We start from the raw sequence: 13,487 nt of genomic DNA on the forward strand, positions 1-13,487 counted from the left end.
GTTATGAATTTAAGTAACTTACAACCGGCTGAAGGGTCAACACACAATCAAAATAAAAGATTGGGTAGAGGAGAAGGTTCTGGAAAAGGTGGTACTGCATCACGTGGTCACAAAGGAGCAAAATCTCGTTCTGGTTATTCTAAAAAGATTGGTTTTGAAGGTGGGCAGATGCCACTTCAAAGACGTGTACCTAAGTTTGGTTTCACAAACATCAATCGTAAAGAATACGAAGGTGTGAATCTTGATACACTTCAATTATTAGTAGATAATGGTATTGTAACCGATACAGTTGATATGACTGTTTTTGTAGCAAACCGTTTGGCAACTAAAAACGAAAGTGTGAAGATTTTAGGAAGAGGAGAATTGAAAGCAAAACTGACAGTAACTGCTCACAAATTTACTGCTACTGCAAAAGCGGCTATCGAGGCTGCTGGTGGAGAAGCTGTAACCCTTTAATTTTTCGATAAAAATGAAGAAATTTATTGAATCATTAGTTAATATTTGGAAAATCGAGGAACTAAAAAACAGAATCCTTTTAACATTAGGGATTCTTTTAGTTTATCGTTTTGGAGCTCACGTTACACTTCCAGGTATTGATGCTACGCAGTTGACAGGTTTAGCTGGGCAAACAAAAAGTGGTCTAGGATCTATCATTGACATGTTCTCTGGTGGTGCTTTTTCTAAAGCTTCTGTTTTCGCCTTAGGTATTATGCCTTATATTTCTGCTTCGATTGTAGTTCAGCTGATGGGAATTGCGATTCCTTATTTGCAAAAATTACAAAGTGATGGAGAAAGCGGTAGAAAGAAAATTAATCAAATTACGCGTTGGTTGACAATCGGTATATCTTTGATCCAAGGTCCAAGTTATATTTACAATCTGTACAGACAATTGCCTCAAAGTGCATTTTTATTAGGATTTAATTCTATTGAATTTGTGTTTTCTTCAGTAATTATTTTGACAACAGGAACTATATTTGCAATGTGGTTAGGTGAGAAAATCACTGATAAAGGAATCGGAAACGGAATATCGCTATTGATTATGGTAGGTATTTTGGCAAGATTGCCACAAGCATTTATCCAAGAATTTGCTGCCAGAGTTACTAATAATAACGGTGGTCCAATGCTATTGGTGGTTGAAATTATTGTTTGGTTATTAGTAATCATTTCTTGTATCTTGCTAGTAATGGCAATCAGAAAAATCCCAGTTCAGTATGCTCGTCGTACAACATCAGGTGATTTCGAAAAAGATATGATGGGTGGTAACAGACAATGGATTCCATTAAAATTGAATGCTGCCGGTGTGATGCCAATCATTTTTGCTCAGGCAATTATGTTTATCCCTGCTGCAGTTGCTGGTTTGTCAAAATCAGATGCTTCACAATCTATTGTCAGTACATTTAGTAATATGTTCGGTTTTTGGTATAATTTTGTATTCGTGACTTTGATAGTTGTATTTACATTCTTTTATACTGCTATTACTGTTCCTACCAATAAAATGTCGGACGATTTGAAAAGAAGTGGTGGTTTTATTCCCGGTGTTAGACCAGGAGTAGAAACGTCTGACTTTCTTGACAAAGTGATGTCTTTAATTACCTTCCCAGGTTCATTATTTCTTGCCTTAATCGCTGTGTTCCCAGCAATTGTTGTAAGTCTTATGGATGTGCAACAATCTTGGGCAATGTTTTTTGGAGGAACATCATTGATAATTATGGTTGGTGTAGCCATCGACACAATTCAACAAATTAATTCATACTTGTTGAATAAGCATTATGATGGTTTAATGAAAAGTGGCAAAAATAGAAAAGCAGTAGCTTAATATTATGGCAAAACAATCAGCAATAGAACAAGACGGATCAATCATCGAAGCGTTGTCAAATGCAATGTTCCGTGTTGAGTTAGAAAATGGACATATAGTAATTGCTCATATATCTGGAAAAATGCGTATGCATTACATCAAGTTATTACCTGGTGATAAAGTGAAACTAGAAATGAGTCCTTACGATTTGTCAAAAGCAAGAATTACTTATAGATATTAAAGATATTCAAAATGAAAGTAAGAGCATCAGTTAAAAAGAGAAGTGCCGAGTGCAAAATTGTACGAAGAAAAGGCAGATTATACGTAATCAACAAAAAGAATCCTAGATTTAAACAAAGACAAGGATAGTTATGGCAAGAATAGCAGGGGTAGACATCCCAAAAAACAAAAGAGGAGTTATCGCTTTAACCTACATCTTCGGAATTGGTAGAAGTAGAGCAGCTGAGATTTTAGAAAAAGCTCAAGTTAGCCAAGATACAAAAGTTCAAGATTGGAATGATGATGAGATTCACGCAATTCGTGAAGCGGTGTCATTCTTTAAAATTGAAGGTGAACTACGTTCAGAAGTTTCCTTAAACATCAAACGTTTAATGGATATTGGATGTTATAGAGGAATTCGTCATAGATCTGGTCTTCCGTTAAGAGGACAAAGAACTAAGAACAACTCTAGAACAAGAAAAGGAAAAAGAAAAACTGTTGCCAACAAGAAAAAAGCAACTAAATAATAAGTAATATGGCTAAAGCAACTGCAAAAAAACGTAAAGTTATCGTTGAATCAACGGGAGAAGCTCATATTTCTGCTACCTTCAATAACATCATCATTTCGTTAACAAACAAAAAAGGTGAAGTTATTTCTTGGTCGTCAGCTGGTAAAATGGGTTTCAGAGGTTCTAAAAAGAACACTCCGTATGCAGCCCAAATGGCAGCAGAAGATTGTAGTAAAGTAGCGTTAGAAGCTGGACTTAAAAAAGTAAAAGTGTATGTAAAAGGACCAGGAAACGGACGTGAGTCTGCAATCCGTTCTTTGCATAACGGTGGAATTGAAGTTACTGAGATCATCGACGTTACTCCAATGCCGCACAACGGTTGTCGTCCTCCTAAAAGACGTAGAGTATAATACTCAAAATTTAATTATAGTATAACTAGATAGAATAACGATTATCGAAGGATAAGACCTGAATTCATAATCTCTATCTTAAACAATTTAAAATGGCAAGATATACTGGTCCAAGTACAAGAATCGCACGTAAATTCGGCGAAGCAATTTTCGGAGACGATAAAGCTTTCGAAAAAAGAAATTACCCTCCTGGACAACACGGGATGGCAAAAAAAAGAGGAAAAAAATCTGAGTACGCTGTTCAGTTAATGGAAAAGCAAAAAGCTAAATATTCTTATGGAATTTTAGAAAAACAATTCAGAAATTTATTCGAAAAAGCATCAGCTACTAAAGGAGTTACTGGTGAGGTTTTATTACAATTGTGTGAAGCACGATTAGACAACGTAGTTTTCAGAATGGGGATCGCTCCTTCTAGAAGAGGTGCACGTCAAATCGTATCTCACAGACACATTACTGTAAATGGTGAAGTAGTTAATATTCCTTCTTACCACCTTAAACCTGGTGATAAAGTTGCCGTTCGTGAAAAATCTAAATCATTAGAAGCTATCGAGCGTTCATTATCAAATTCAAGTCACGTTTATGAATGGATTACTTGGAATAACGATTTAAAAGAAGGTACTTTTGTTTCTGTACCAGCTAGACTTCAAATTCCAGAAAACATTAAAGAACAATTAATCGTAGAGTTGTACAACAAATAATAATTGACTTAGTCGAAATTTATGGCAATATTTAATTTTCAGAAGCCCGATAAAGTTATCATGATCGATTCAACCGATTTTGAAGGTAAATTCGAATTTAGACCTTTAGAACCTGGTTACGGATTGACAGTAGGTAACGCACTTAGAAGAGTTTTGCTTTCAGCATTAGAAGGTTATGCAATCACCTCGGTTCGCATCGAAGGTGTAGATCATGAGTTTTCTACTATCTCAGGAGTTGTTGAAGACGTTACCGAAATTATTCTAAATCTTAAACAAGTACGTTTCAAACGTCAGATTGAAGATACTGACAATGAGTCAGTGACTATTTCTGTAACTGGAAAAGATCAATTAACAGCTGGTGATTTTCAGAAATTTATTTCAGGTTTCCAAGTTTTGAACCCAGAACTGGTGATCTGTAATTTAGACCCAAAAATCAAACTACATTTCGACTTAACCATCGAAAAAGGTAGAGGATACGTTCCTGCTGAAGAGAACAAAAAACAAAATGCTGCAATTGGAACTATCTTTACTGACTCAATTTTTACTCCGGTAAAAAATGTTAAGTATGCTATCGAAAACTTCCGTGTAGAGCAAAAAACAGATTACGAAAAATTAGTTTTTGAAATCAAAACTGATGGTTCAATCAATCCAAAAGATGCCCTTACTGAAGCTGCCAAAGTTTTAATTCACCATTTCATGTTGTTTTCTGACGAAAGAATTACACTTGAGGCTGACGAAATTGCACAAACAGAATCCTATGACGAAGAGTCATTACATATGAGACAATTGCTTAAAACTAAGCTTGTAGATATGGACCTTTCTGTAAGAGCATTAAATTGCTTAAAAGCGGCAGAAGTTGATACACTTGGAGATTTAGTATCTTTCAATAAAAATGACCTAATGAAATTCCGTAATTTCGGTAAAAAATCTTTAACTGAACTAGACGAACTAGTAGCAATTAAAAATTTAAACTTCGGAATGGATTTAGCAAAATACAAATTAGATAAAGAGTAAATTACTTCATATTTTGCTGTCCAAGGCGGATTGTAGCAAGATGAAGATAAAAAAAATACGTCATGAGACACGGAAAAAAATTCAATCACTTAAGCAGACAGACTGCACATAGAAGTTCTATGTTGGCTAATATGGCTTGTTCTCTTATCGAGCACAAACGTATTAACACTACTGTTGCTAAGGCCAAAGCGCTTAAACAATTCGTTGAGCCATTAATAACAAAATCGAAAGCAGACACGACTCATAACCGTCGTATCGTTTTCGGATACTTGCGTAGCAAATATGCCGTAACTGACTTGTTCAGAGACGTAGCTGCTAAAGTAGGTGACCGTCCAGGTGGATACACTCGTATCATTAAAGTTGGAAATCGTTTAGGAGATAATGCTGATATGGCAATGATCGAATTGGTAGATTTCAACGAACTTTACAACGGAGGTAAAAAAGAAGTTAAAAAAGCAAAAAGCCGTCGTGGTGGAAAAGCTAAGAAAGCAGATGAAGCTGTTGCAGAGACAGTGGCTCCAGTTGCAGAAGCTCCAGCTACAGAAACAGAAGCTCCGGCTGCTGCTGATGAAGCTCCAAAAGAGGCTGCCGAATAATTATGAAAATAATCATTCAATAAAAATCAAGGATAAACTTTTATTAGTTTGTCCTTTTTTTTTGTTTTTTTCGAGCAGAAATCTTGAGTTTTTCAATAACTACTCTTCCCGCTTTTCGTTGCAATCTTTTTCTTTTTAAAGGAAAAAGAAAAAGGATTTCCGCTGCAATCGGGGCTAATTATGACTTTTTATTTTCATTAGAACCACGTCAAAAAACATTAATTTTCAAAAAACGTTGCATCGGCTGTTTTAAAAAATTAAATTTGCAAACAAAAATATTCAATCTCGTGCCACCTCCTTTGGAAAGTGGTTGGGTGTGAGGAAAAACAATAACTACGACGAATGAAACGAAGCAAAGCGAAGTTCCATGAGACCAACAAATAACAATATCTACGACGAATGAAATACACAACACGAAAAAGCGCCATTCTATTATTAAGTGACGGAACCATTTTTCACGGAAAATCTATCGGAATTTCTGGGACAACTTTTGGCGAAGTTTGTTTTAATACCGGAATGACAGGCTACCAAGAAATCTTCACCGATCCTTCATACTTTGGACAAATAATGGTGGCAACCAATGCCCACATCGGAAACTATGGCGTAAACGATAAAGAAATTGAATCGGATAGCATTAAAATTGCCGGATTGGTTTGCAAAAATTTCAGTTTCAATTATTCTCGTGATGATGCTACAGGGAGTTTGGAAGAGTATTTCAAAAAACAAAACCTAATCTGCATTTCTGATGTTGATACCCGAGGTTTGGTAAGTTACATTCGTGACCACGGAGCAATGAACTCGGTTATTTGTACTGACGACACTCCCATCGAAGAACTAAAAGCAGCTTTGGCAAATGTTCCTGATATGAAAGGTTTGGAATTGGCTTCTAAAGTTTCAACCAAAGAACCTTACTTTTTTGGTGAGGAAAATGCAACTTATAAAATTGCAGCCTTAGATTTAGGTATCAAAACCAATATTCTTCGTAACCTTGCCAAAAGAGATTGCTACATCAAAGTGTTTCCTTATGATGCAAAATATTCAGACTTGGCCTCTTTCAATCCAGACGGTTATTTCTTGTCGAATGGACCTGGTGATCCAGATCCGCTTTTTAGCGCCATTGCGGTCGCAAAAGAAATTTTAGCCAATGACAAACCGCTATTTGGAATTTGTTTAGGGCATCAGGTTATTGCTTTGGCCAACGGAATTTCGACCTATAAAATGTTCAATGGCCACCGAGGAATCAATCATCCTGTAAAAAACATCCTAACCGGAAAAGGAGAAATCACTTCGCAGAACCACGGTTTTGCTGTGAATAAAGAAGAATTAGACAATCATCCAGATATGGAAATTACACATTTGCATCTCAATGATGGAACTGTTGCGGGAATGAGGATGAAAAACAAAAATTGTTTCTCAGTTCAATACCATCCAGAAGCCAGCCCAGGTCCTCACGATTCTTCTTATTTGTTTGATCAATTTGTGGAAAATTTAAAAAACTAGATTTATACTTATAGAATTATTGTAGAAAGCTGTCCTTTTGGGCAGCTTTTTTTTATTGGTTTTAGTGTGATGGTAACTTTTTGAATTCGCGGTTTTTTTCTAGTAGAAAATTCATTAGTTTCAATGGATTAGTATTTTTTAAAACTTCTTTTGAATTGGGGTCGGCATCGCAAAATTCAATAAAAAGACCAATTTCTTCGGGTTTTAATTTCAGTATTTCGGCATAATATTTTTCGTCGGTATTCTCTTTGACCAGTTCTTTAAAATCAATTTGATGTATTTTTTTTCTGCTACCTCCAAGGGGAATTGCTACGCCTATGCCATTTTCTATTGTTCCGTCATAAACGCCGTATGGTTTTGGGTTTCGAGCTGCTTTTTCCAATGTTAATTGGTTTGCGATATTTTTATCAAACTTGATCATCGGAAGAGCTTTTTTCTTAATCACAACTACTTCCTCCAATTCTTCTGGTTTCAGTGTCAGGTTAATTACTAGATTGTTATTGTTTACATCTTCTTTGTTTATGCAGATTTTTTTGTAATGATAATTTTTTGAAATAAACATCAGGGAGTCTTTAGCTTCAATTGCAATGCTGAACTCTCCATTTGTATCGGTTTTGGTGGTTTTTTTTGAATTTAAATTTAGGACTTCAATGCCTTGAAGCGGGAAGTTTTCATTTAGGACTTTGCCTTTTTTTAGTTTTTGGGTTTGAGCAAAGCAACCACTGATAGAAAATAGGAAAAATGTTAATAGTAGTTTTTCTTTCATTATTGGGAATTAGTTGATTGTAAAAGTATTCACATCATTCAGAAATAAATCAGAATATCTCTATAAAGTTTTGTTAATAGTACGGACTTAACTTGTATTGTATAACGGAATTCTTATTTTTGTTTAAGCTAAAAAAAATCCATTTCTTAATTCTTAAAGCGTATATTTGAGTCGTTTTTTTTTGATACATTTTTAAGTGTAATAGATCACTTTTCTCCATCTGTTTCAAAAATGAATTACAACATAATTTCGAATAATACTTACAAATAAAAACCAATGAAATTCATTAATAATACAATTGCCCTTACTTTTTTTGTTGTTCTATTTTCTGGCGGAATGGCTATGGCTCAAGAGATTATCAAAGAAAATACTGCTGACACCATCAAGAAAGAGAATGCTGTTAAAAAACAAAAAATCGATGGCGTAATAGCAAAGGTGGGCGATTACATTATTTTGGATTCTGATATTGACAAATCCTATTTGGAAATTTCTAGTCAAGGCGGGTCGATCAAGGATATCACTCGTTGCCAGATTTTAGGCAAAATAATGGAAGACAAATTGTATGCACATCAAGCTGTGATCGATAGTGTTAAGGTTACGGATTCCGAGGTGAAACAAATGATGGACGAAAGACTCAACTATATGGTAGAGCAAATTGGTTCTATGGACAAGGTGGTGAAGTACTACAAAAAAAGTTCTGAAGAAGAATTTCGTACCTATTTCTTTGATGTTTTGAAAGAACAAAAATTGACTTCTGAAATGCAAAAGAAAATCATAGATGGAGTTGAAATTACCCCAGAAGAAGTTCGTAATTTTTTCAAAAGAATTCCTGCAGCGGATTTACCTGTTTTTGGTGCCGAGATGGAAGTGGCACAAATTGTTGTAACCCCAAAAGTATCGGATGTTGAAAAGCAGAAAGTAATTGATAAACTGAAAGAATTCAAAAAGGAAGTGTTAGCAGGAGAATCAAGTTTCGCTACCAAAGCGGTTTTGTATTCTCAGGATCCCGGTTCAAGGGCAACAGGTGGGTATTATAAAATGAATAGAAAAACACAATTTGTCAAGGAATTCAAGGAAGTAGCATTTAGTCTTCAACAAGGAGAAATTTCAGAGCCCTTTGAAACAGATTTTGGCTATCACATTATTTATGTCGAAAAAATTAAAGGACAAGATGTAGAATTGCGCCATATTTTATTAATTCCAGCGGTAACTGCAGATGATTTAAAAGCAGCCAAAGAAAAAATCACTTTAATCAGAAAACGAATTACAGACAAAGAAATTACTTTTGACCAAGCGGCTAAAACAATGTCTGACGAAAAAGAAACTAGGACTAATGGAGGAGCATTGATTAATCCGAAAACGCAAGATACTCGTTTCGAATTGACCAAAATGGATCCTACCTTGTACAGTCAGGTATCCAATTTAAAAGACAATGATATTTCAATGCCTTTGTTGGATGAAGATCAGTCGGGTAAGAAAAAATACAAGTTGATCACAGTTACCAATAGAATTAATGAGCACACGGCAGATTATGCTAAAGATTATATCAAAATCAAAGAGTTGGCTTTGAAAGAAAAACAAATCAAGGCTATAGGAAAATGGTTTGATGATAAAATCAAAGACACTTATATCAAAATCAATGGCGAATACAGAGAGTGTACTTTTACCAATAATTGGCTTAAGAAATAGTGTTCAGTGTTCAGTTTTGAGTGTTCAGTGAGTGCAGTTTAGCATTCTAAAATATGCAATCTGTAATCTGCAATCTAAAATCTAAAATCAAAATGTCCGACGTAGCAGCAATACATAATCTGGTTCAAAAAAGGAACGATTTAAAGGCCGAAATCGCAAAGATTATTGTGGGTCAAGATGATGTGGTTGATCAAATTTTACTTTGTATATTTTCAGGCGGTCACGCACTTTTAGTTGGAGTTCCAGGTTTGGCAAAAACATTAATGGTTAATACTTTGGCTCAAGCATTAGGTTTGGATTTCAAACGGATACAATTCACACCTGATTTAATGCCTTCGGATATTTTAGGAAGTGAAATATTGGATGAAAATCGTCAATTCAAATTCATTAAAGGGCCTATTTTTTCGAATATTATTCTGGCTGACGAAATCAACAGAACACCACCAAAAACACAAGCTGCTTTACTTGAAGCGATGCAAGAGCGTTCCGTTACTATTGCGGGTCAAAACTATAAATTAGCTTTGCCTTATTTTGTGTTGGCAACCCAAAATCCAATTGAACAGGAAGGAACTTATCCTTTGCCCGAAGCGCAATTAGATCGTTTTATGTTTGCTATTAAACTTGATTATCCATCCTTTGAAGAGGAAGTTCAAGTGGTCAAACGTACTACATCTGATTCTAATTCGACCGTAAATTCATTGTTTTCTGCTCAAGAAATTATCGATTTTCAACATTTGATTCGCCGAATTCCGGTTGCCGATAATGTGATTGAATATGCGGTAACCTTAGTGAGCAAAACACGTCCGGATAATATTTTGTCTAATGAATATGTCAAAAATTATCTTGATTGGGGCGCAGGGCCACGAGCTTCGCAAAATTTAATTTTGGCGGCCAAAGCCAATGCCGCTTTCAACGGAAAGTTTTCTCCCGATATCGAAGATGTAAAAGCGGTAGCCACAGGAATTCTCCGTCACCGAATCATCAAGAACTACAAAGCCGATGCTGAGGGAATTACCGAAGAAATGATTATTGATAAACTGTTGTAGCAAAGAGCTCAACTAGAGCAAATTTTTCGTTTTATTTGTTCGATTCTTTTCTTAAAATTCAATCGATGTAGTTTTGGTAAATTTGCAAGTGAATTAATTTGCAGATTTGTTGATTTTTAGTCTTTTTTTAGGTTATTTTTTAATTTTATTAGTCTATTTTGAATATTTAGTAATAATAATTTTTGAAAACAGGTCTTTTATTCTATTCTTTTTAATTCTCATCTTTAATTATTAAATTTGCCTGTTACAATAAAATAAATACTTTACAAGGCTTTTGATTTTGAAGTAATCAAGATATTTAGCCTTTAACACCACAAATAGTTCACACATGGAAACTTACAGCGATTACATTCAGGAAATCGAAGAAAGAAAAAGTCAAGGTCTTCATCCAAAACCAATTGACGGAGCAGAATTGCTTAGCGAAATCATAGCGCAAATAAAAGACGTACATAATGAAAATAGAGCGGATTCTCTGAATTTCTTTATTTACAATACCATTCCGGGAACCACAAGCGCTGCTGGAGAAAAAGCGAAGTTTTTGAAGGAAATTATTCTTGGTGAATCTGTAGTAAATGAAATTACACCAACATTTGCATTTGAACTTTTGTCACACATGAAAGGCGGTCCTTCGATCAAAGTACTGCTTGACTTGGCTTTAGGTAATGATGCTGCGATTGCAAATGAAGCTGCAAAAGTACTCAAAACACAAGTTTATCTTTACGAAGCAGATACCGAGCGTTTGGTTCAAGCGTTCGAAAGTGGAAACGAAGTTGCTAAGGAAATTTTAGAAAGTTATGCCAAAGCAGAATTTTTTACAAAATTGCCAGCGGTCCCAAATGAAATTAAAGTAGTGACTTATATTGCAGGCGAAGGAGATATTTCAACCGATTTGTTGTCCCCAGGAAACCAAGCGCACTCTAGATCAGATCGTGAACTTCACGGTAAATGTATGATTTCGCCTAAAGCGCAAGACGAAATTAAGGCATTGCAAGCACAACATCCCGACAAAAGTGTGATGTTAATCGCCGAAAAAGGAACTATGGGTGTGGGTTCATCCAGAATGTCAGGTGTCAATAACGTGGCGCTTTGGACAGGCAAGCAAGCAAGTCCTTACGTACCATTTGTGAATTTTGCGCCAATTGTAGCAGGTACCAATGGCATTTCTCCAATTTTCTTGACCACTGTTGATGTGACAGGAGGTATTGGTCTTGACCTTAAAAACTGGGTTAAAAAATTGGATGAAAATGGCAATCTAATTCGCAACGAAAGTGGCGATCCTATTCTTGAAGAAGCCTATTCTGTGGCGACTGGAACTGTGTTGACCATTAATATTAAAGAAAAGAAATTGTATAATGGCGACAAAGAACTAATCGATATTTCGAAAGCTTTTACGCCTCAGAAAATGGAATTCATCAAGGCTGGTGGTTCGTACGCGATTGTATTTGGTAAAAAATTACAAACATTTGCAGCTAAAACTTTAGGCATCGAAGCACCTCTTGTGTATGCTCCATCAAAAGAGATTTCTCATGAAGGACAAGGCCTAACAGCGGTAGAGAAAATATTCAATAATAATGCAGTTGGTACCACGCCTGGTAAAGTTTTACACGCCGGTTCCGACGTCCGTGTAACTGTAAATATCGTAGGTTCGCAAGATACTACAGGTTTGATGACAGCTCAAGAATTAGAGTCAATGGCTGCGACAATAATTTCGCCAATCGTTGACGGTGCATACCAATCCGGTTGTCACACCGCTTCGGTTTGGGATAAAAAAGCGCAGGCCAATATTCCAAAATTGATGCAATTTATGAACGATTTCGGATTAATCACGGCTCGTGACCCGAAAGGAGTTTACCACGCAATGACCGATGTGATTCATAAAGTCTTGAATGATATTACGGTAGATGAGTGGTCTATCATTATTGGTGGTGACTCGCATACTAGAATGTCAAAAGGGGTTGCTTTTGGTGCAGACTCTGGAACAGTAGCTCTTGCATTAGCAACGGGTGAGGCTTCCATGCCTATTCCGGAATCAGTAAAAGTAACTTTCAAAGGCGAAATGAAAACCTATATGGATTTTCGTGATGTAGTTCACGCGACTCAATCACAAATGCTAAAACAGTTTGGTGGCGAAAACGTATTTCAAGGGAAAATTATCGAGGTACATCTCGGTACGCTTACTGCCGACCAAGCGTTTACCTTTACAGATTGGACTGCCGAAATGAAAGCAAAAGCTTCTATTTGTATTTCTGAAGACGATACTTTAATAGAATCATTGGAGATTTCTAAGTCAAGAATTCAAATTATGATTGATAAAGGGATGGACAATCACATCCACGTTCTCAAAGGATTAGTCGCTATTGCCAATAAAAGAATTGCAGAGATTAAATCGGGTGAAAAACCAGCTTTGACGCCAGACGCAAATGCAAAATACTACGCTGAAGTTGTAGTCGATTTGGATCAAATTGCAGAGCCAATGATTGCAGATCCAGATGTGAATAATGCGGATGTTTCCAAGCGATATACGCACGATACCATCAGACCACTATCTTTCTATGGCGGTACGAAAACAGTAGATCTTGGATTTATTGGTTCTTGTATGGTGCACAAAGGCGATATGAAAATTCTTGCCCAAATGCTTAAAAATATTGAAGCTCAAAATGGTAAAGTGGAATTCAAAGCACCTCTTGTTGTTGCTCCACCAACGTATAACATTGTTGATGAATTGAAGGCAGAAGGCGATTGGGCAGTTTTACAAAAATACTCCGGTTTCGAATTCGATGACAATAATCCTAAAGCTGTGGCACGTACAGAATACGAAAAAATGCTTTATTTAGAGCGTCCAGGTTGTAATCTTTGTATGGGTAATCAGGAGAAAGCGTCCAAAGGTGACACGGTGATGGCAACGTCTACGCGCCTTTTTCAAGGAAGGGTTGTTGAAGATAAAGAGGGTAAAAAAGGTGAGTCTTTACTTTCCTCTACACCAGTTGTGGTCTTATCCACAGTGCTCGGAAGAACCCCGTCTATCGAAGAATATGTGGCTGCTGTCAAAGGGATTAATCTAACCAAGTTTGCACCACCTCATAAACTTTTAGCTAAATAATCAGTTTAAACACTAAAAACTCTCAAGGAAGCTTGGGAGTTTTTTTATTTTTTTTCAATTTTTAGAAGGAGCTAATCCAGCTATCCGTTACAATCTTTATTGCCGAACACCGGCAATAAAGGATTTTCACTGCACACGAGCGTAG

The 13,487-nt window shown here is 36.1% G+C and carries 14 protein-coding genes; 13 read left to right on the top strand and 1 reads right to left on the bottom strand.

Going from position 1 to position 13,487, the window contains the following annotated elements:
- Positions 1-3: 3 nt before the first annotated feature.
- The 10 genes from rplO to carA all read left to right on the top strand — a co-directional run bounded on the left by rplO (position 4) and on the right by carA (position 6,741).
- The gene (gene rplO, locus E1750_RS14605; protein WP_133277488.1) at positions 4-456 is read left to right on the top strand and encodes a 50S ribosomal protein L15; all 453 of its coding nucleotides are present in this window, start codon (positions 4-6) and stop codon (positions 454-456) included.
- Positions 457-469: 13 nt separating this feature from the next.
- Positions 470-1,816 carry a preprotein translocase subunit SecY gene (gene secY / locus E1750_RS14610; RefSeq protein ID WP_133277489.1) on the top strand — a complete coding sequence of 449 codons (1,347 nt, stop codon included), beginning with the start codon at positions 470-472 and terminating at the stop codon, positions 1,814-1,816.
- A 4-nt stretch (positions 1,817-1,820) separates the two neighbouring features.
- Positions 1,821-2,036: a translation initiation factor IF-1 gene (infA, locus tag E1750_RS14615; RefSeq protein WP_007136545.1), complete on the top strand. Its 216-nt coding sequence runs from the start codon at positions 1,821-1,823 to the stop codon at positions 2,034-2,036.
- Between the two features lie 11 nt (positions 2,037-2,047).
- Positions 2,048-2,164: a type B 50S ribosomal protein L36 gene (ykgO, locus tag E1750_RS14620; RefSeq protein ID WP_073370549.1), complete on the top strand. Its 117-nt coding sequence runs from the start codon at positions 2,048-2,050 to the stop codon at positions 2,162-2,164.
- Positions 2,165-2,166: 2 nt separating this feature from the next.
- Positions 2,167-2,541, top strand: a complete 375-nt coding sequence (rpsM, locus tag E1750_RS14625) for a 30S ribosomal protein S13 (RefSeq protein ID WP_133277490.1) — start codon at positions 2,167-2,169, stop codon at positions 2,539-2,541.
- An 8-nt stretch (positions 2,542-2,549) separates the two neighbouring features.
- Positions 2,550-2,933, top strand: a complete 384-nt coding sequence (rpsK, locus tag E1750_RS14630; RefSeq protein WP_024981527.1) for a 30S ribosomal protein S11 — start codon at positions 2,550-2,552, stop codon at positions 2,931-2,933.
- A 92-nt stretch (positions 2,934-3,025) separates the two neighbouring features.
- Positions 3,026-3,631, top strand: a complete 606-nt coding sequence (rpsD, locus tag E1750_RS14635) for a 30S ribosomal protein S4 (protein ID WP_024981528.1) — start codon at positions 3,026-3,028, stop codon at positions 3,629-3,631.
- Positions 3,632-3,652: 21 nt separating this feature from the next.
- Entirely contained in the window at positions 3,653-4,645 is a 993-nt protein-coding gene (locus E1750_RS14640; protein ID WP_133277491.1) for a DNA-directed RNA polymerase subunit alpha, read from the top strand.
- A gap of 62 nt (positions 4,646-4,707) precedes the next feature.
- The gene (gene rplQ / locus E1750_RS14645; RefSeq protein WP_133277492.1) at positions 4,708-5,241 is read left to right on the top strand and encodes a 50S ribosomal protein L17; all 534 of its coding nucleotides are present in this window, start codon (positions 4,708-4,710) and stop codon (positions 5,239-5,241) included.
- 399 nt (positions 5,242-5,640) lie between these two features.
- Complete coding sequence (gene carA / locus E1750_RS14650; protein WP_133277493.1) at positions 5,641-6,741, top strand: glutamine-hydrolyzing carbamoyl-phosphate synthase small subunit; 1,101 nt, start codon at positions 5,641-5,643, stop codon at positions 6,739-6,741.
- Between the two features lie 61 nt (positions 6,742-6,802).
- Here the strand turns inward: carA and E1750_RS14655 are convergent, their stop codons facing one another.
- Entirely contained in the window at positions 6,803-7,507 is a 705-nt protein-coding gene (locus E1750_RS14655; protein ID WP_133277494.1) for a carboxypeptidase-like regulatory domain-containing protein, read from the bottom strand.
- A 276-nt stretch (positions 7,508-7,783) separates the two neighbouring features.
- Between E1750_RS14655 and E1750_RS14660 the strand changes: the two genes are divergently transcribed.
- The 3 genes from E1750_RS14660 to E1750_RS14670 all read left to right on the top strand — a co-directional run bounded on the left by E1750_RS14660 (position 7,784) and on the right by E1750_RS14670 (position 13,342).
- Positions 7,784-9,196 (top strand): peptidylprolyl isomerase, encoded by a 1,413-nt coding sequence (locus E1750_RS14660; protein WP_133277495.1) that lies wholly within the window; start codon positions 7,784-7,786, stop codon positions 9,194-9,196.
- A 92-nt stretch (positions 9,197-9,288) separates the two neighbouring features.
- The gene (locus tag E1750_RS14665; RefSeq protein ID WP_133277496.1) at positions 9,289-10,242 is read left to right on the top strand and encodes an AAA family ATPase; all 954 of its coding nucleotides are present in this window, start codon (positions 9,289-9,291) and stop codon (positions 10,240-10,242) included.
- Positions 10,243-10,570: 328 nt separating this feature from the next.
- Positions 10,571-13,342, top strand: a complete 2,772-nt coding sequence (locus E1750_RS14670) for a bifunctional aconitate hydratase 2/2-methylisocitrate dehydratase (protein ID WP_133277497.1) — start codon at positions 10,571-10,573, stop codon at positions 13,340-13,342.
- Positions 13,343-13,487 lie beyond the last annotated feature (145 nt).

The sequence above is a fragment of the Flavobacterium nackdongense genome (genome assembly GCF_004355225.1).
In the GTDB taxonomy this organism is placed as follows: domain Bacteria; phylum Bacteroidota; class Bacteroidia; order Flavobacteriales; family Flavobacteriaceae; genus Flavobacterium; species Flavobacterium nackdongense.